The following is a 19167-nucleotide window of genomic DNA, read 5'->3' as shown; positions in this document are numbered from 1 at the left end:
AATAATGGATTAATCTTATTCATCAAATTAGATAAACAAATGAATTATCCCAGTCCACGCCACTGGTTGTTATTGGATGCGATTTGCCGGCAGCATAGTCTGACCAAAGCGGCTGACCAACTGGCATTAAGCCAATCAGCGGCCAGCCAGGCATTAAAAGAGCTGGAACAACGACTGGGCCATCAGTTATTTCTGCGTCAGGGACGGCAGTTAATTCCAACCCAGCACACCCTGGATCTCTTACCAAAATTACAGCTGTTGCTTGAACTGCAGCAAGAACTGGTTCACTCAACCCCCGACAAAGGTCAGCTACGGCTGGTCGCCAGTGAAACAGTAGGTTGTTATTTATTGCCCGCTTTATTGGCGCAATTTACGGCCTTGCATCCCCAGATCGATTTTACATTGCGGCTTTGTAACAGCAGTGAAGTGCTGCATCTGATGCATCAGCAGCAAGCACAACTGGGTTTTATCGAAGGACCAGTGTTGAGTGCTGAATTTGATATCCATCATTGGCGACAGGATCTGACGGTACTCATAGGCCACCCTAAGCTGCATCAGAATTTATCAACTGAACAATTACTGGCAGAGCGCTGGATAGTGCGGGAACAAGGTTCGGGCACCCGAGCCGTACTGGAACACGAACTGGCACGCTTGCGTTGGGCACCGAACACCCTGCTGGAACTGGAACGGCCTGAAGCTATTAAGCAAGCGGTGAAACAAGGTTTGGGTATAGGCTGCTTGCCTTTGCTGGCCGTACAGGATGAAATCAAAGCAGGACAGTTGGTATTGTTGCAAAGTCCTTTGCAGCTGCAACGGCATTTCAGACTGGTCCAACATAAAAATTATCAGCCTGCACTGCTGCAAAAGTTTCTGCACTTTCTGCAGCAGGCAGTACCTTCTAACGAGCTTTAATAGATTTACGTTTTGGCAGGTTTTCAGCAGGTAAACTGAACGAGAAGCTGCTGCCTTTTTTCGGCTCACTGAAAATCATCAGCTTACTGTTATGGCGTTGCAACACATGTTTCACTATAGCTAAACCTAAACCTGTGCCGCCCGTAGCACGTGCTCTGGCCTGATCAACCCGGTAAAAACGTTCGGTCAGTCGTTTCACATGTTGAGGTGCTATACCTTCCCCATTGTCACTGACACTAAACACAGCTTTTTGATGCTGCCTAACCCAACTGACCTGGATCTCTCCACCATTAGGGGTGTATTTAATCGCATTGGTGATCAGGTTAGAAAAAGCACTACGTAACTCTTCACGAATGCCGGAGACCAACAAACCAGGTTCAATTGAAAAACTGATCTGATGCTGCTTTTCACGATTTAGGGTGTTTGACTCCTGCTCCAGCATCGCCAGCATAGCAGGCACATCAATATGATCTTCAAACTGCACTTTGGCTGCGGCTTCAATACGTGACAAGGTCAGCAATTGCTGTACCAGAGCGTCCATACGTTTGGTTTGCTCCAGCATCACAGTATGCGCCTTCAGCCAAATAGCGGCGTTGGGTAAATTATCCGCATCCATCACTTCCAGATAACCCTGCAATACGGTGAGCGGGGTGCGTAATTCATGCGAGACATTGGCCACAAAGTCTTTACGTACCTGCTCCAGCAGTTTCAGTTGGGTGACATCCCGCACTATCAGTAAGTGCTGATCGTCGCCGTATTGCAGCATACGGTATTCCAGTACCAAATCTTCATTAACCGGAGAAGACAACTCCAGTGGCTGCTCAAATTGTTTTTGCTGAATATAAGTCTGAAATTCCGGATTACGGATCAGGTTATCAATACGCTGACGTTCATCCTGCGGCCAGCGTAAACCAACCAGTTGCTGCGCCAGTTTATTACACCAGATAATGGTCCAGTCACTGTTGAGCACCACTATAGCATCAGGTAAGGCTTCAGCGCCGTCACGAAAACGCCGGATCAGAGCACGTAATTCTTTATTTTTTTGCGGGCTTTGCGCTGACGATAATAAATGCCATCAAAAACCTGCTGCCAGCTGCCATCACCTGCTGGTGGCGTTAGTTTTTTATCGCGCCATAGCCATTTATCCAATACAAAAATATGCCGGTAATTCCAGCCAAGCAGTACCACTGAGGCGGCAAATAAAGCAGGAAACAGCAGGTCAAACAGCCAGCCAACTAATGCAACAATAAAAAATAAAAGGAAGATTCTACTTAAAATCTTCCTTTTAGATAGTAACAAACGCATAACACCTACTTATTACCCGTCGTACTTGAAGCCGCAGCGTTGTTGGCTGCCCTCTTTCGCCCCAATCACATAGGACAACTATGTTCATGGGGTCTCTTTCAGTTGCCGCCTAGCTGCAACTCCAATTACTTAGGGTAAATAGCGATAAAAACTGGATCTCGTTTACTTGGCAGAGAAACGATAACCCGAACCCCGTACAGTTTGCACTAAACGGTCATGCCCAGCCAGCGAAATGGCTTTACGTAAACGGCGTATATGCACATCTACTGTTCTGTCTTCGACATACACATTAGTACCCCATACATGATCCAGCAACTGTTCACGGCTGTAAACCCGCTCAGGATGGGTCATAAAAAAGTGTAATAAACGGAATTCGGTAGGCCCCATATCTACAGCTTGCTCAGCCGCAGTGACGCGGTGTGATACAGGATCCAGCTTTAAGCCTTGCACTTCAATCACATCATCCAGACTGGTTGGCGCAACACGACGGATCACCGCTTTAATGCGAGCCATCAGCTCTTTTGGTGAAAATGGCTTAGTGACATAGTCATCAGCGCCCACTTCCAGACCACGAACCTTATCCTCTTCTTCACCGCGAGCTGTGATCATAATGATAGGAATAGTGCGGGTCAGTTCGTGTCCTTTCATTTTTTTTGCAAACTGAATACCGCTGCCACCAGGCAACATCCAGTCCAGCAATACTAAATCCGGATAAGGTTCTACTAACATGTTCACAGCTGAATCAAAGTCTTCCGCTGTGCTGGCCTGATAGCCATTTTGTTCAAGCACAAAACACAACATGTCACGGATCGGTGCTTCATCTTCTACAACCAGGATTTTTCTAGACATAACCCTCTACCAATTCAAGCTAATTTATTGATTGTGACCAGTATGGCGTTAGTTTATGACACTTTTATGAAAGAGAAACAAGCATTCAGCCCTGTAATGACCAGCTCAGGTGGTCTTTACACAAAACCAAACTGGTTTTACCAGATGTTTTCAACAGAAATAAAAAACAATCAATCTGCTTACATTTTTCTAATATAGAAAAAAGTCTTTTAAATGACAATTTGATGAACCTTTTCTGACAACTCCAGCGCCAGACCGCGCCAGCCGTGGCCTGCACTGAAAGTTCAATCTCTTTGCCTGCCACTGTAATAAAACAGTCATTAAGCCTGAGTATGGTTGGCCCCAGCTTTTTATAACAACAGCTTTCCTGTTCGTACTTATTGGAGATTGAGTAATGGCTTTACGTAAATTCTTAAAATTGAGTGCAATCGCCTCAGCTTTAGTATTAGCTGGTTGCGGTGGCGGTGATATCAATATCAACACTGGCAATGGTAACGACGGCAACAACGGCGGCGGTACTCCTCCACCACCAACCAGTTCTTGTCCTTCTTTTGCAACTCAAGGTTCAGCTTTAGCTGGCGTTACGACTCCAGTCTGTGAAATTACGGGCACTATTACCAGTGATATCACTTTGACTGCAGATAGAGCCTGGGCTTTATCCGGCAAAGTAACAATTGGTAACGACAACGCTAACAGCGCTACTTTAACTATTCAGCCTGGCACTAAAGTTTTTGGTAAAAGTGGTGCCGACTACTTAGTAATCGCCCGAGGTTCTAAAATTCAGGCTGTTGGTACTGCGACTAACCCAATCATCATGACGTCAGTAAACGACATGTTAGGTTTATCTGACGACGAATCGACCGGTGAATGGGGTGGTTTGGTTTTGTTAGGTAAAGCACCAAGCAACAAATGTGACCAGGCTGCTTTGGCAACTTGTCAGGTAGAAGCTGAAGGTGAAGCAGGCCCATACGGCGGTGCTGACCCTGAAGATAACAGCGGTGCATTAAAGTATTTGCAAGTACGTTACGCTGGTTTTGAAGTTATTCCGGACAACGAATTAAATGGTATTACTTTTTTCGGTGTAGGCCGTGGCACTAGTGTTGAGTACATTCAGGTCCACAACAACGTGGATGACGGCGTAGAATTTTTCGGTGGTACTGTAGATGTTAAATATGTAGTGTTAACAGGTAACCGTGATGACTCTTTAGACTGGGCAGATGGCTGGACTGGTCGTGCACAGCATATCTTAATCCGTCACAATCCAAACAATACTAAAGCTAACCGTGGTATCGAAGCAGATAACCAATCAGGCAACTTCACCGCAACTCCGATTAGCAGACCACGAGTGTCTAACGTTACCATTATCGGTAACAACTTTGATGGTGATGAAGATTCAGAAGGCATTTTATTACGTGCCGGTACTTCTGCTGAACTTTATAACTTTATCGTGACTGGCCCTCAAGGTATGGGTGAGTGTTTTGAAATTAACAGCACAGAAACAGCCAACTTTGCCAACAGCGGTGATTTAGTTTTCCGTAACTCCATTATTGATTGTGCTGAACCTTTTAAAGACATTGAAGACGATGCAGGCAACGTGACTTTTAACGCCAGAACCTGGTTTGAAGCTCAGCCAAACAACTTAGTGGGCGACGCCTTGCTGGGTGGCTACATGCCTGCACCTAACTCTCCGGCTTTAGGCAATGGTTACAACGTATCGAATAATGTAGACGGTTGGTTTGACGTGGTGAACTACATTGGTGCTTTTGATGGTACTAACGACTGGACCAAAGGCTGGACTGTGTCTTTACACCAAAATGATGGCGTGAATTTAACCTCTTGCCCAACAGGTACTACTGAAGTTGCCAGCTTAACAGGTCGTTTAAACTGCCAGTTAACAGGCGACATCCTGACTAACGTGACTTTAGCAGCCGGTGCTGACTATGTATTAAATGGCCGTGTCCGTATAGGTAACGACAATAAGAGTAATGCTACTTTAACTATTCAGCCTGGCGTGCATATTTTTGGTAAATCAGGTGCCGACTTCCTGGTGATTACCCGTGGCTCAAAAATTGATGCCAACGGTACTGCGGCAAACCCTATCGTCATGACGTCGGTACAGGACATGATAGGTTCACCTACCACTTCAGGTCAGTGGGGTGGTCTGGTATTGCTGGGTAACGCACCTAGCAACAAGTGTGATCAATCAAACTTAGCTAACTGTCAGATAGAAGCAGAAGGTGAAGCAGGCCCGTACGGTGGAGCTAACTGGGAAGATAACAGCGGCAAATTAAACTACGTGGTTGTGAAACACGCTGGTTTTGAAGTTATCCCTGACAATGAATTAAACGGTATCACCTTTTTTGGTGTGGGCTCACAAACCCAGTGTTCAAACATTCAGGTTCACCAGAACGTCGATGATGGTGTGGAGTTCTTCGGTGGTTCAGTCAGCTGTAAAAACGTAGTTTTAACAGCTAACGGTGATGATTCTCTGGACTGGGCTGACGGCTGGCGCGGTAACATGCAGTTTGTGTTAGTTAAACATGCCGCTGATGATGCCAAAGCAAACCGTGGTATTGAAGCAGATAACCAGTCAGGTAGCTTCGGTGCACTGCCTGTATCCAACCCAATTGTTGCCAATATGACCATTATCGGTAACAACTTTGACGGTGATGACGACTCAGAAGGTATCCTGTTACGTGCTGGTACTAATGCCAAACTGCATAACTTTATCATCACAGGCCCGGATGGTATGGGTGAATGTTTAGAGATTGAATCTGACGAGTCTCGCAACCTGGCAGCTACTGGTGAACTGCAACTGACTCACTCAGTAATAGCTTGTGCTGAACCATTTAAAGGTGAAGTGTCTGCTACCACTACAGTTGAACAGTGGTTTATGGCTCAGGAAGGCAACAGTGTTGCTGCTAATCAGGCTGCAGTTCTGAACGGTATCTTCACTATCAATACCACCACTCCAAAAGCCATGTCTCAGGTAAACAGCTTCTTTGAAGATGTCGACTTTATCGGTGCAGTGAAAGAAGGCAGCGACTGGACTGCTGGCTGGACAGTTGGTTTAGACGACTAAGACCTGAACCCGCAGCCACTCTCTGACTGCGGGTTAAATTCATTTCAGCCGGGCCTCCTTTGGATAAGCCCGGCCTCTTGATGTAAGAAAGAATTAGCTGATAGGACCAAGTTCAAATGAGCAGCAAGCAAAGTTTTAAAATCAGTCAGGTTGGCCGTAGTGTGCTTCTGGCTTTAGCAGCCACAGCAAGCATGATGCCTGTATCAGCCCAGGAAGCTCCTGCAGAACCTGCAGAACAAGAACAGGCCGTTGAACGTATTGAAGTATCAGGCCGTCTGATGAGTTCAGCCGCTTCCGCTGCTGCAGAGCGCCGTGAACAACCTTATGTCGCAGAATTATTAGGCATGGAGCAAATCTCCAGAGCAGGCGACAGCAACGCAGCCACAGCACTTCGCCGGGTGACTGGCTTAACCTTAGTTAAAGACAAGTTTATTTATGTGCGTGGTTTAGGGGAACGTTATTCCAGTACCTTATTAAACGGCGCTATGGTACCAAGCCCGGATCCAACAAGGAACGTCATCCCATTGGATATGTTCCCGGCCGGTATTATTGAAAGTTTAGTGGTACAAAAAGCTTATTCACCTGAGCTGCCAGCCGCTTTTGGTGGTGGTAACGTCAATATACGCACTGCATCTATTCCGCTGCAACGCAGTTTTAATCTGTCTGTTGGTACCGGTTATAACAGCCTGAACAGTGATAAAGGCTATAGCTACAATGGTGGTGGTGATGACTGGATGGGCAGCGACGACGGCACCCGTACTATGTCGCCTGAACTGCGCACCGCTTTGGATCAGTATGGCACTATTACACCTATTAATATTGCAGAAGCTTTGGGTGGCATTAACGCAGGCAATCTGGCCCAGGCTAACACCATAGTGCGTGAATTAGGTTTAGCTTTTAACCGTGATGTAGATGTACAACGTGAAAGTGTAAAACCCGATTTTGATGGCAGTGTATCTTTTGGCGATAAATTCGATCTTGGTTCATCGGTTTTTGGTGTAATGGCCGGTGTCAGTTATGACAGATCCACTCAGAATATCGAAGAACAGGAACGTTATTTTTCTGTCTCAGGCGATAACTTAGTACCTTTAAATATTTACGACGATATTAAAGGTACAGAACATCAGGTGAAATTGTCCGGTATGCTGAACTTTGGTTTAGAGCTGGATGAAAACCACCGTTTTGAAACTGCATCTATTTATCTGCGTGATACCAAAGATGAAGTCAAAATTAAGAACGGTGACAGTATTGAAACCGTGAACGAAGCGAACAGATCTAACACCGACACTTCGATAGTGTACGAAGAGCGTTCGATGTTCAGTAACCAGGTCCGCGGTCGTCACATGCTGCCATGGTTATACGACATCAGCCTTGACTGGCAATACACGGACGCTAAAGCAGAACGTGATGCACCAGGTGAACTCTATTATCGTTACTTAAACGAAACTCAGGCTGACGGCTCTGTTACCTCTTTCCTGCGTCGTAACCAGAATGCTGTCAACTACAGCTTCGGTAAAATGGAAGATGACACTGAAAACGCCAGCTGGAATGCCAAACTGCCCTTTACTTTAGGTAAAGCTGAGATGACACTGAACGGCGGTTATTCTTATTTTGAGCGGACCCGTGTATCAGAAACCAACTTGTTTAACTTCAATACAGTAGGTTATGGCCTGGATCAGTTGAGCCAAAGCTTTTCAGAGATTTTTTCTGATGAAAATATCCTCAATACAGCCAATGGTTTCCAGATTTCTAACGTCACCACTCAGGCAGATGACTACATAGCAGCGCAGATGATCGATGCGGCTTATGTTGGCATGGAAATGAACTATGACTACCTGCTGCGTTTAAACTTTGGTGTACGTTATGAAGACTTCCGCCAAATCTCTATCCCACTGAATGGGGATGGCGAAATCAGTGGTAATGTCGAAGATTTCCCGCTGAACGAAGATGGTTTTTACCCTTCCTTGTCTTTAACCTGGTTTGTCAGTGAAGATTTGCAGGCCCGCTTTGGTTACAGCAGCACTGTAGTTCGCCCTGACTTACGTGAAGTAACACCAGTACTATTCGTTGATCCTGTGACTGATTTTAAAGTAACAGGTTTTTCTGGCCTGCAAACGACTGATGTCAGCAGCTACGATGCCCGTTTAGAGTGGTACTACGACGAAAGCAACTATAGTGTGGGTGTGTTCTACAAAGATCTGGATAAGCCAATTGAATCCATTGAATTAAGTGGTTCAGACGGTAACTTACTGATGTCATTCCGTAACGGTGACACAGGTGAAGTGTACGGTGTGGAAGCTGAATTCCTGCAACAACTGAATATGTTTGAAGGCAATAACTGGCTGGATAACTTCTTTGTGGCCGGTAACTTCACCTACAGCGAGTCTGAAATTACCATTCAGCCTTTTGCCGGTACTAACCTGACCAATTTGAAGCGCCCATTAAGTGGTCACTCCAAACATGTAGTGAACTTCCAGTTAGGCTTCGATTCTGACGACGACAAGCACAACGCCACCATGACGTACAACGTCTTTGGTAAGCGTATCGCTTTTGCTGGTGTAAACGATAAAGATGATGCCTATGAGCAGCCGTTTAACTCACTGGATTTTGTCTATTCTTACACGCCATTTGAATCGACTTCAGTGAAACTGTCGCTGAAAAACCTGTTGGATGAAGATGTTGAAATCACTCAACAAGGCGAATTATTACAGCGTCGTGTTGAAGGCCAAAGCTACGGTTTAAGCTTCAGCTACAAATACTAAGTCAGTTTTTTTGTTCAGGGGTCAGAACTTCAGTTCTGACCCCTTTTTTATTTCAGCGTAATATCAATAAAGAACAGCGGGCTTTGCTCAGCATAGCCGTCGTCGTGCTGCCCAAAATAAACTGCCGAATACGGGAGTGGCCATAAGCGCCCATCACCATCAAATCAATATGCTGATTTTGCTGGTACTGATGTAAAGCCTCTTCCGCTTCCCCTGCCACTATAGCCTGAACCACAGTAAAACCAGCACGCTCCAATAAAGCTGCCGCCTGACTTAATTGCGCCCGGGTGGCTTCAGTATCAGCTCCGGCCATCACCAGATGCACAGGCAAACCACGGCACAAAGCACTGGCAGATAACATTTCCAGCCCTTTCACTGCTGTGGCGCTGCCATCATAAGCCAGCATCACTTGTTTAGGTTCAACAAATTGCTGCTGACTTAAAAGCACAGGTTTTTCTACACTGCGGATCAGTTGTTCGACATGCAGGCCAATACGACCATGAGCTTCAGAACTGCCAGCGCCTCTTTTGCCTATCACCAGCAAGCGGGTTTGCTCTTCCAGTTCAAGCAAGGTATCGACAAAGTCGCCATGCCGCAAACGTTCGTCGACCGACTCAACACCTGCTGCTTCAGCACGGCTTTTGGCAGCATCAAGCAATAAACGCCCACGCTCTAAAGCCAGTTTGGCCTTGCTTTCATCCAGTTTGGCCAGTTGTTCCAGCAAGGCTTCCTGAGCGCCTAAACCTATACTGCCACTTAAGTCTGACGTAGCTGCAGCTACGGCTTTATCCAGTACATGCAAAACCGACATGGGCACGGCCAGTTTATTGGCAGCCCAGGCAGCATAATCACATACAGCTTCTGCATAACAGGATGTATCAATACAAGCTATTACTTTTTTGGTCATATCATCTCTCCTAATGGCCCATGAGCTTTTCAATAGCGTCAGGTCTGTTATGCACAGCAAACTTATCAACCAGTGTTGCGCTGGCTTCATTTAGGCCAATCAGCTCTACTTCTGTGCCTTCACGACGGAATTTAATCACTACTTTATCCAAAGAACTGATGGCTGTGATGTCCCAAAAATGCGCTTTACTTAAATCGATCCGAACTTTTTCAACGGCTTCTTTAAAATCAAAAGCGCCCACAAATTGATCGGCCGAGCTGAAAAACACCTGGCCTACCACCTGATAATCACGCTCGTGACCATCGGCTGATAAACTGGAACCTATATACAAAATTTTGCCGACTTTGTTGGCAAAAAATAAAGCACTGAGCAGCACACCAATAAAAACGCCATAGGCCAGATTGTGAGTAAAGACCACGACAAGTACTGTGGCTATCATCACTATGCTGGAGCTTTTTGGGTTTTTCTTTAAGTCAGTCACGGAAGACCAGCTGAAGGTACCAATAGAGACCATAATCATCACTGCGACTAATGCAGCCATAGGGATAAGACCAACCCATTGATCTAAAAACACCACCATGATCAATAAGATAACACCGGCAAGCAATGTTGATAATCTGGTGCGACCGCCTGACTTGACGTTGATCACCGACTGACCAATCATGGCACAACCCGCCATACCGCCAATTAAACCAGAACCTATATTGGCGATGCCCTGGCCCACACATTCACGGTTTTTATCACTGCTGGTGTCTGTTAAATCATCGACAATAGTGGCTGTCATTAAAGACTCTAATAAACCTACTAAAGCTAAAGCCAAAGCATAAGGGAAGATAATCTGCAGAGTTTCAAAATTCAGCGGCACATCTGGCCATAAGAAAATTGGCAGGCTATCCGGCAGTTGGCCCATATCGGCGACAGTGCGTAGATCCAGACCAAAATACAGCGCTAATGCAGTCAGTACGACAATACAGACCAAAGGCGAAGGGATAGTTTTATTGATATAAGGAAACAGATAAATAATGGCAAGGCCCAAAGCCGTCATACCGTATACCAATACAGTGCCATGAGCACCAGTCAGTTCAGGCAACTGGGCCATAAAGATCAGAATAGCTAAGGCATTGACAAAACCAGTCACCACAGAACGGGAAACAAAACGCATCAGTTCTCCCAGTTTCAGCCAGCCAAATACAATCTGGAACACACCAGTAAGCACAGTGGCAGCTAACAGATACTGCAAACCATGTTCTTTTACCAGAGTAATCATCAGCAGCGCCATAGCGCCCGTAGCGGCAGAAATCATAGCTGGACGGCCACCGGCAAAAGCGGTGATCACAGCAATAGCAAAAGAAGCGTATAAACCTACTTTAGGATCTACACCGGCAATAATAGAAAAGGCTATAGCTTCTGGAATAAGTGCCAGAGCCACCACTATGGCAGATAACAGATCGCCACGAACATTAGACAGCCATTGCTGTCGTATGGATTGAAACATCAGGAATTCCTTTGTGTTTGAGTACTTAATAAACGCATTTTTTTCCGGCATAAAAGCAGTCACGCCCCAAATTGCGTTTTTACTTTTACAGATAGAAAAAACGGTTTAACAACTACATCGGCGACAAAGTTCCTTATGGCAAGCGGGTTGAATACTACAAAAACAGCGATATTCTAGCCTAAAAGCCCTTTGACTGAAACCTTAACAGTTCGGTCAGGGTTTTTCTTCCGGCAACACCTCACCAGGCAATGGATAAAAATGCGCACCGGCCCCTTGTGCGGCCAACTTATCCTGCGGATTACGCAGCGGGCAATGCGCCATAGATAAACAACCACAACCTATACACATGCTCAACTGATCCCTTAAATCCGTCAGTTGCGCTATACGGGAATCCAGTTCAGCTTTCCATTGCTCAGACATCAGCTGCCAGTGGTGTTGATCGGCATTCTGGCCCGGTGGCAATACCGACAAGGCCTTACCTATTTGCTCCAGCGGAATACCGGTACGCTGCGCTACTTTAATAATGGCCACCCGGCGTAACACATCCCGCGAATAACGACGCTGATTGCCTGCATTTCGCTGGCTATGGATCAGTCCTTTTTGTTCATAAAAATGCAAAGTAGCGACTGACACCCCTGTCCGTTTTGCCACTTCGCCCACTGATAACACTGTTTTTAGTTGCTGCATAAAAAAACTATTGACCTTAACCTAACTTGAGGTTTTAGCATAACCGCAATTTAAACCAAAAGGGGATTTTTATGCTGGAACAGGCCGTTTACAGAATTGGAGCAAATGTTCAGTCCAACCTACAGCATGCAGAACAATTATTAGTGCTTTTGCAAAGTGCTATTAATCAGCGTAACTGGTCATTATTCAGCAGTTGCTTTAGTGAAGATGCTGTACTGGTCAATTTATTTGGCCAACGCCTGACAGGGCCAGCGCAACTTATAGACTATCAACAGCAGTTAATAGACAGGCACCAGGACAGGGTTTGGATTTATCAGTTGTTGCACCTGCAGCAGTTGGATCTGGATACTTTTTTAATCAATGCAGAACAGCAGTGGTATCAAAGAGGACGACAGCACAAAGTGGGTCTGAGCTGTACACCCCTTTATGTGGCGAAACGGCAAGGTGAGAAATGGCAGATCTGTGCGGGAAATATGCTCTAAATAGACGAATGTTTCCAACGCTGCAGCGCCTTTTTCATCACGCCTTGTTGTTGCATCAAGCCCAACTGCTGCTGAATTTGCTGCACCAACAGCGTATTTTTTGGATTCAATGCACAATACACGGCGGCAGGTTCAGCCCAGAGCGGATCCACCGCCAGTTTTGAGGTATCAAACTGTTGCTGGTAGTGGCCATAACTTAAGTCTACAGTCATCACCACATCTATCCGTCCCTGCTCCAGACGCTGAATGTTTTTCTCCAGCGATTCGGCATCGTCACGCACCGCAGTCTGGGTATCAAATAAGGACTGCAACTCAGGGTAACTAAAGCCTCTGGTTGTGCCTATCCGCTTGCGAACCAAATCCTGATCAGAACGCACCGGGCTATCTTCAATCCGGCGCACTATATATTGTCTGGTGTGAAACAATACAGGAGTCCAGTTTAGCTTATAGGTGGCAGGCACCCATTCGGGATTCAGAAAACAACTGATATCAGCCTGATCCGTGACTAACCATTCCACGACCCTGCCTCGGGGTAAATCAAGATACAACACTGGTTTTTTTAACCGTGCAGCCAGGGTATCCAGCAATTCTTTGGCTACACCACCCGCCAATTGGTTGTGTTGATCAAAGATGGCATAAGGTGCAGTATTGGTTTGACTGACCACAGCTCTTAATGGCTCAGCCGCCCACGTCAGGCAAGGCCACAACAAAACCACCCACTTCCACATCAAAACCTACTTTTTGTCAGCTACTACTTTGTATTCATCATAACCAAGCATTTACCATTTAAGTAGTCACTTAGCGCTCAAACTATGGATTTTATCTCAGACAACAAAAAGGCAGCCACCTGGCTGCCTTGTCTATCTAAAATTGAGCTCAGAACTTATGTTCGATACCCACTGCCACATAATCGCTGTCGACTTTGCTGTCAAAGTCAAAACTGGTATACCAACCAAATAATTTGGTGTTTTTACCTAATTTATAATCAGCACCCACAGAAATACCATTGTCATCTTCTAAAGTCTGGTATTGAGCTTTTAACTCCCACTTATTCAGAGGGTAAGCCAGGCTTGCCAAATAACCGTCAGATTTTTTTCCTGTTACTACTTCTTCTTGTTGTTGCACCATGGCACCCAACTTAAAGTCAGCGACTTTAAACTGCACTGTGGCACGGGTTGTATCATAACCATTGATTTCACTATCCAAGGCCACTGCTGCATACCAGCTGGAATCTTTTAAACTGTCATCGCCGTACACTAAAGCATAAGACTGCGAATCATCTGCATCAGCTTCATCTTCCATCACATAACTGAGCACCAGCTTAAAGCCTTGAAAAGACGGTGAAGTATAAGCAAGAGAATCGCTCATCCGGTTTTCGCCTTTCCATAAGTTTTTGATATCCGCTTCATAGTCGCTGAATAAATCTGCTTTGCCTTGTGATACTTTCAGAGCTGTATCATGACGACCAGCAGTTACAGTACCAAAAGCACCTGCCAAGCCAATAAACTGGTCCCTGGATTTGATATTTTTTTCGTTTGCTTCATCTGAAGGGTCAACTTCCCACTCCAGTTGATAAACCAGGGTTAAATCACCATCCAAAGCATAATCGCCTTTGATACCAAAACGTGAGGCATTACTTTTTAATTCGCCGAACGATCCTTCGCCCTCATCGGACTGCTGTGCTGAAACGTTAATTTTTCCGTAGATTTCCCAGCTTTTTGCCTGGGCGGTAGCAACACAACTTAAAGCCAATGCAATACTTATAAAAGTTTTTGCAAACATGATTTTATCCTTTTCAGGTAGGGACTTAGGGCTAACAACAGAAGCTCTGTTTAGCTGAATTATAACCATTGGGCGCAGAAGTCCAGCCGCTGAGCCCATTTATTTATTCATCGTCCGTCGTTGAGTTACTGCAAATATGACAATAAAGCTTCCGACACGTGACGTTTCGGAGTCTATTTTATGACTTTTAAATGACAGAATTATGACAGAACTTAAGGAGCTTTAAGTTCCTGACAAACCCCTACCCTTTTGGCTTTGTCAAAATTCAGTCCCTGTTGTAACAACCTGGGGACAGGGCGCCAGTCAGGATTCACCCAGCTTCGGTTAAGCTTTTGATCAGGGTATTGAATATTTGCAAGGTCAAGCAGGCTGTGGAAAATGCTGCTGGTGATTAAAGGCTGTTGACGACGTTGCTCAGCCAGTGCTTTTTTCTGAGGATAAAGTTGATTGTAGGCATCTGAGGTCCAGAGCAGAGAGGCCACTCTGTAATCACGTTCGGTATTATGGCCATGACCACTTTTGTCACACTGACCATCAAAAATATTTTCACCGTGATCCGATACGTAAAACAAGGTACTGATACTTTGAGTTTGCTCCAACTGCTTAATCAGAGTGAATAAAATAAAGTCGGTGTAGGCCACACTATTGTCGTAGGCATTGTTCAGCAGCACTTTGGATTTTTTATTGTGCATACTGACCGCTTGCCCTTTGCCTGAAGGTGTAAACAAATCAAAAGCTTCAGGGTAACGGTCAGCATAACTAAAATGACTGCCAAGGGTATGCAGCACGATCAGCTGTCTGGCATGGTTTTGCTTTAATACAAGTTCTACTGCAGGCAAGAGTATCTCGTCGTAAAAACCTTCTTGTTTATAGCCTACAGGGTTTAAATACTGAAGCTGATCCGCTTCGCTGGCGTGCAAAGCTATGGAAGAGTCATGCACGCCGAGCGGACTTTGAGTAGACAGCCAGGCCGTACTGAAACCTGCTTCTTTAAAAGCTGCTACCAGAGAACTTTCTGTCGGAAAATAACGCTGATCCACAGGGCTTTTCCTCGAAAGAATCACCGGCACAGACATACGGGTCCATGCCCACGGACTGACCATATCGGTGAAACTGATCACATTTTTTGTGCCGGCCAGACGGGGCGTAGTGGCTCTGTTGTAGCCATTGAGCTGCAATCTGTCCGGTCTTAAGGTTTCCCCTATCACCAGTACATAAATTTGTCGGGCCTGTGGTACTTCAGTTTGTTTCGCGGAAAATTTAAACAAAGCGGTGCTGTCTGCAACATCCGCCACAGCTTGTTTTTGTTTGGCAAATTCGTTCAGCGCCAGCAGCACATTCAGCGGATAAGTGGCATGAAACTTTTCATAGCTGTAAGGCAAGGGTCGTTGCACAAAAACATTTTCTTCCGGATTGCTGCGTTGTTTAGCTTTATTGATTTGCTGATACTGCCACTCATTCCAGCTCAGACTTGCCAGCACACCAATACCTATCAGCCAGACAACAGGACGCACACCCGCTTCCCAGCGCCAGTGACGTTGCCAGGCGCTGCGCACCAGATACCACCACAACAACAGAATAGCGAGCACTGCCAGAGCTAAAAAAACACCTACACCGGTCAGATAACCCAAAGCTTCACTCAGGTCCGTTTCTGCCACTATGGCAATGACATGGGCATCGGTATTTTTCTGATAGGTCAAAAGGTAAAACACTTCCTGTGGTACCAGCAAAGCAGCAGGCAAGAGCAAGACTAAACCTGGCCATAAAGAACGGAATAACGACAAAACCAACAGGTAACACCAGACCGCAGCTATCAGTTTCCACTGCAAATAAGGCACAAAATCCTGTTCCGGCCATTGCACCAGCACAGGCGACAACAGCACCAAAGCAAAGAGTATTAATCCAAAAACACGAAACAACGAATGTAGTAACGACGAGTTCACCAAAAAGCCTCCTGGCTTAAAAATCAAAATGCAGCTGGTCTGAAAAAAATGGATTCTGAGCGTATTTTGTAGTTTTTACCAGAACTGTTGTAAAGGAAGAGGCAGTGAAATCAGCTGAAGTGAATCCAGCCTCTGAAGCCTTTTAACACACAAGATAGATCATTTTACAAACAGAAAAAACACTACAAAAATACAGTTGTTACATAAATTACACCTTATTACCCCATTTACAAACTTAGTCCGTTTGTACTATATCTAGGGCGCTCGCTTTGTCGGGTACTTATAACACTTATAAAGAATGCAACTACTAAAATCCAGCTAGGAAGCCAGAAAACATGAATAATAACAAAATCATACAATTAAGCCGTTGCGCTATAGCCGTCAGTGCTGTGTTATTCAGCGGACATAGTTTTGCTCAGCAAGCTGAAGAAGGTAAAGAGGTCGAACGTATAGCAGTGACAGGTTCTCATATTAAAAGAACCGATCTGGAAGGCCCTTCACCTGTCACCATTATAAGCCGTGATGATATAGACAAATCAGGTTTTGATAACCTGCAACAATTACTGGAACGCCTTCCGTCTGCAGGCTCTGGTAGTTTTTCAACCAGAGGTAACAGCCAGGACTCTACGGCTAACGGTGCTGCAGCTGTCAGTTTAAGAGGTTTTGGCGCTGATGCGACCCTGGTGTTAATTAATGGTCGTCGTGTAGCCAGCAGCCCTTTTGCTGAAGGTATAGTGAACAGCTTTGTGGATATTAACAGCATCCCAATGGCTGCCATTGAGCGTATTGATATCTTAAAAGACGGCGCCTCTGCCATTTATGGCTCTGACGCAGTGGCCGGTGTAATCAATATTATCATGCGTAAAGACTATACAGGCACAGATTTAACCGCAGGTTATGGTGGCACTACAGGTCCTAACTACCATGAAAAAACTTTTTCTGTGGTTTGGGGAGCGGGCGATGACAAAAGTAACGCAACGCTGATCCTGGACTATTTTAATAACTCACAAATCGACAACTATGAGTTAGGCCGTTTTGGCACAGCCAATCAAACCCCTTATGGCGGTCAGGATTTCCGTTCTTCCATGGGCTACCCTGGTCGTTTTATTGTGGATGGCGTGGTGACTATAGACCCTGGTTGCCCGGCTGATCAGCGCAATGGAGCCACCTGTGTATACGACTATGGTCCACACTCTATTGCAGTACCTGAAGCTGAACGTATGGGCGCTATCCTCAGCATGAATCGGGATATCAACGACGATGTTGAGCTTTTTACTGAAATTGCAGCCCAACACAATATCTCAGCTGCTGGTGGCGCAGCGACACCTCTGAATGAAGGCGCAGGTTTAAGCGTGCCAGGCACTCACCCCAATAACCCTTTTGGCCGGGATGTACAAATCAGCCGCTACCGCACAGTAGATGCAGGCAACAGACGTTGGGATATTACCTCAGATACGCTGCGGATATTGGCCGGTTTACGTGGTAACTTTAATAACTGGGATTGGGAAACCGCTGTACAGAAAGGCCGTAGCGCGTCCACTCAAACCGGTGACAAGTCACAGGGCTGGATCCGCACCGACTTCCTGCAACAAGAAATCAATGCAGGCCGCTACAACCCCTTTGGTGGTGTGCAAAACCCACAATCTGTGATTGATGCTATTACGACAAACTTAGTACGTCGTGGTAAATCCCATATGACCTCAGCGGACGCCCGGATCAGTGGCGAATTGTTTGACGTCAGCCATGGTGCAGTGTCTTTAGCAGCAGGTATTGAATACCGCAAAGAAGACGCCTCAGATGTGCCGGACGATCAATTCCAGCGTGGTTTAATTTTTGGCACTGAGTCTGTTTCAGCTGCGGCCAGCCGTTCACAAAAAGCCGCTTATATCGAAATCTCTGTGCCTCTGTTAGAAAATCTGGAAATGCAGCTGGCGGAACGTTACGACCATTACAGTGATTTTGGTGGTACAGCCAATCCAAAAATAGCCTTCCACTTTACGCCAACGGATGCATGGTCGTTACGGGCTTCATGGAGCCAGGGTTTCCGTGCCCCATCACTGGCACAGGTAGGTTTAGGCCCATCAGAGGAGTCTCAGTTCTTTACTGATACCTTCCGTTGCCCTACCCCTGATGCAGCCAATCCGGCTTGTGCTTCAACGGATTACACTATTTTGTTTGCCGGTAACCCGGATTTAGAAGCAGAAGAGTCTGAAAGCTGGAACATAGGTGCCATCTGGCAAGTCACAGATGATTTGGATTTCAGTGTGGATGTCTGGAGCATTACGCAGGACAACAAAATTGACGAAGTTCCGTTTGGTGATGTTTATGCTGCCGAATGTGGTAACCAGAACAGCACCATCTGCGTGCGCCGGGCTCCGCTGCCAGGCCAGACTCTGGGTGAGCTGGACCGGATTAACAATACTTTCTTTAATGTCAGTTCTCAGGAAGCCGACGGTATTGACTTCTCTGGCCGCTACAAAATGGATTTATCCAACATGGGTAAATTGAAATTTAACCTGGAGTACACCTACCTGAATAATTTTGAAAAAGATGGTCAGGACTACACTGGTGAATACCGTTACCCACAACATCGCTGGACAGGCACAGCAGACTGGTCGTTAAACGACTGGGGCGTATCGACAGTACTGAGCTACATTGGTGAGTTTGAAGATACACCAGATATCGACTTTGACGGCTCACTGGACTTTGAAGAGAACCAGTCACGTATGATCAAAGCTCAGGTACTGGTAGATGTTCAGGGGTATTACAACCTGAATGAACAAACCAAACTGACTATTGGTATCAATAACCTGTTTGATACAGAGCCACCTTTTGCCATAGGTGATGGTGATGGTGATCTGTATGGTTATGTCACCAGCATGTACAACCCTCGTGGTCAGTACATTTACGGTAAAGTAAATTACAAGTTCTAATCACTGATGCTAAAAAAGGGCCTGCGGG

Annotated in this window: 14 protein-coding genes; 5 read left to right on the top strand and 9 right to left on the bottom strand. The window is 45.8% G+C overall.

The window, feature by feature from the left end; translation table 11 throughout:
- The first annotated feature begins 39 nt into the window (after window positions 1–39).
- Window positions 40–912, top strand: a complete 873-nt coding sequence (locus RHEIN_RS18075) for a LysR family transcriptional regulator (RefSeq protein ID WP_008900423.1) — start codon at window positions 40–42, stop codon at window positions 910–912.
- Here RHEIN_RS18075 and phoR read toward each other — a convergent pair.
- From phoR to phoB, 3 genes are all read right to left on the bottom strand, one after another.
- The gene (gene phoR, locus RHEIN_RS18070; protein ID WP_237704458.1) at window positions 899–1930 is read right to left on the bottom strand and encodes a phosphate regulon sensor histidine kinase PhoR; all 1032 of its coding nucleotides are present in this window, start codon (window positions 1928–1930) and stop codon (window positions 899–901) included. The genes RHEIN_RS18075 and phoR overlap by 14 nt on opposite strands.
- Window positions 1930–2217, bottom strand: a complete 288-nt coding sequence (locus RHEIN_RS21315) for a DUF3329 domain-containing protein (protein WP_008900421.1) — start codon at window positions 2215–2217, stop codon at window positions 1930–1932. The genes phoR and RHEIN_RS21315 overlap by 1 nt, the downstream gene beginning before the upstream one ends.
- 162 nt (window positions 2218–2379) lie before the next feature.
- Complete coding sequence (gene phoB / locus RHEIN_RS18065; RefSeq protein WP_008900420.1) at window positions 2380–3066, bottom strand: phosphate regulon transcriptional regulator PhoB; 687 nt, start codon at window positions 3064–3066, stop codon at window positions 2380–2382.
- A gap of 394 nt (window positions 3067–3460) precedes the next feature.
- Here phoB and RHEIN_RS18055 point away from each other — a divergent pair, with 394 nt between their 5' ends.
- The gene (locus RHEIN_RS18055) at window positions 3461–6148 is read left to right on the top strand and encodes a hypothetical protein (RefSeq protein WP_008900419.1); all 2688 of its coding nucleotides are present in this window, start codon (window positions 3461–3463) and stop codon (window positions 6146–6148) included.
- A 116-nt stretch (window positions 6149–6264) separates the two neighbouring features.
- Window positions 6265–8910, top strand: a complete 2646-nt coding sequence (locus RHEIN_RS18050; RefSeq protein WP_008900418.1) for a TonB-dependent receptor domain-containing protein — start codon at window positions 6265–6267, stop codon at window positions 8908–8910.
- A 52-nt stretch (window positions 8911–8962) separates the two neighbouring features.
- Here RHEIN_RS18050 and RHEIN_RS18045 read toward each other — a convergent pair whose 3' ends face one another.
- The 3 genes from RHEIN_RS18045 to soxR form a co-directional block, all read right to left on the bottom strand.
- Entirely contained in the window at window positions 8963–9817 is an 855-nt protein-coding gene (locus tag RHEIN_RS18045) for a universal stress protein (RefSeq protein WP_008900417.1), read from the bottom strand.
- 10 nt (window positions 9818–9827) lie between these two features.
- Entirely contained in the window at window positions 9828–11312 is a 1485-nt protein-coding gene (locus RHEIN_RS18040; protein WP_008900416.1) for a SulP family inorganic anion transporter, read from the bottom strand.
- Between the two features lie 213 nt (window positions 11313–11525).
- Window positions 11526–11999, bottom strand: a complete 474-nt coding sequence (soxR, locus tag RHEIN_RS18035) for a redox-sensitive transcriptional activator SoxR (RefSeq protein WP_008900415.1) — start codon at window positions 11997–11999, stop codon at window positions 11526–11528.
- Window positions 12000–12070: 71 nt separating this feature from the next.
- Between soxR and RHEIN_RS18030 the strand changes: the two genes are divergently transcribed.
- Window positions 12071–12481, top strand: a complete 411-nt coding sequence (locus RHEIN_RS18030) for a DUF4440 domain-containing protein (RefSeq protein WP_008900414.1) — start codon at window positions 12071–12073, stop codon at window positions 12479–12481.
- On the opposite strand, the gene RHEIN_RS18025 is transcribed toward RHEIN_RS18030, so the two are convergent.
- From RHEIN_RS18025 to RHEIN_RS18015, 3 genes are all read right to left on the bottom strand, one after another.
- Window positions 12478–13209 (bottom strand): substrate-binding periplasmic protein, encoded by a 732-nt coding sequence (locus RHEIN_RS18025; protein ID WP_008900413.1) that lies wholly within the window; start codon window positions 13207–13209, stop codon window positions 12478–12480. The genes RHEIN_RS18030 and RHEIN_RS18025 overlap by 4 nt on opposite strands.
- 148 nt (window positions 13210–13357) lie before the next feature.
- Complete coding sequence (locus RHEIN_RS18020; RefSeq protein ID WP_008900412.1) at window positions 13358–14263, bottom strand: porin; 906 nt, start codon at window positions 14261–14263, stop codon at window positions 13358–13360.
- 212 nt (window positions 14264–14475) lie between these two features.
- Window positions 14476–16206 carry a phosphoethanolamine transferase gene (locus RHEIN_RS18015; RefSeq protein ID WP_008900411.1) on the bottom strand — a complete coding sequence of 577 codons (1731 nt, stop codon included), beginning with the start codon at window positions 16204–16206 and terminating at the stop codon, window positions 14476–14478.
- Between the two features lie 335 nt (window positions 16207–16541).
- Here RHEIN_RS18015 and RHEIN_RS18010 point away from each other — a divergent pair, with 335 nt between their 5' ends.
- Window positions 16542–19139 (top strand): TonB-dependent receptor, encoded by a 2598-nt coding sequence (locus RHEIN_RS18010; RefSeq protein WP_008900410.1) that lies wholly within the window; start codon window positions 16542–16544, stop codon window positions 19137–19139.
- Window positions 19140–19167 lie beyond the last annotated feature (28 nt).

Origin of the sequence: Rheinheimera sp. A13L (assembly GCF_000217935.1) — a bacterium.
Lineage (GTDB): Bacteria > Pseudomonadota > Gammaproteobacteria > Enterobacterales > Alteromonadaceae > Pararheinheimera.
Note: the sequence above shows the minus strand (reverse complement) of the source record. Positions and strands in the feature narration are given on the sequence as shown.

What these genes read in the sequence shown, in the direction of transcription:
- RHEIN_RS18075 (WP_008900423.1), top strand. Translation starts at nt 40, where the DNA reads ATGAATTATCCCAGTCCACGCCACTGGTTGTTATTGGATGCGATTTGC.
- RHEIN_RS21315 (WP_008900421.1), bottom strand. Translation starts at nt 2,217, where the DNA reads ATGCGTTTGTTACTATCTAAAAGGAAGATTTTAAGTAGAATCTTCCTT.
- phoB (WP_008900420.1), bottom strand. Translation starts at nt 3,066, where the DNA reads ATGTCTAGAAAAATCCTGGTTGTAGAAGATGAAGCACCGATCCGTGAC.
- RHEIN_RS18055 (WP_008900419.1), top strand. Translation starts at nt 3,461, where the DNA reads ATGGCTTTACGTAAATTCTTAAAATTGAGTGCAATCGCCTCAGCTTTA.
- RHEIN_RS18050 (WP_008900418.1), top strand. Translation starts at nt 6,265, where the DNA reads ATGAGCAGCAAGCAAAGTTTTAAAATCAGTCAGGTTGGCCGTAGTGTG.
- RHEIN_RS18045 (WP_008900417.1), bottom strand. Translation starts at nt 9,817, where the DNA reads ATGACCAAAAAAGTAATAGCTTGTATTGATACATCCTGTTATGCAGAA.
- RHEIN_RS18040 (WP_008900416.1), bottom strand. Translation starts at nt 11,312, where the DNA reads ATGTTTCAATCCATACGACAGCAATGGCTGTCTAATGTTCGTGGCGAT.
- soxR (WP_008900415.1), bottom strand. Translation starts at nt 11,999, where the DNA reads ATGCAGCAACTAAAAACAGTGTTATCAGTGGGCGAAGTGGCAAAACGG.
- RHEIN_RS18030 (WP_008900414.1), top strand. Translation starts at nt 12,071, where the DNA reads ATGCTGGAACAGGCCGTTTACAGAATTGGAGCAAATGTTCAGTCCAAC.
- RHEIN_RS18025 (WP_008900413.1), bottom strand. Translation starts at nt 13,209, where the DNA reads ATGTGGAAGTGGGTGGTTTTGTTGTGGCCTTGCCTGACGTGGGCGGCT.
- RHEIN_RS18020 (WP_008900412.1), bottom strand. Translation starts at nt 14,263, where the DNA reads ATGTTTGCAAAAACTTTTATAAGTATTGCATTGGCTTTAAGTTGTGTT.
- RHEIN_RS18010 (WP_008900410.1), top strand. Translation starts at nt 16,542, where the DNA reads ATGAATAATAACAAAATCATACAATTAAGCCGTTGCGCTATAGCCGTC.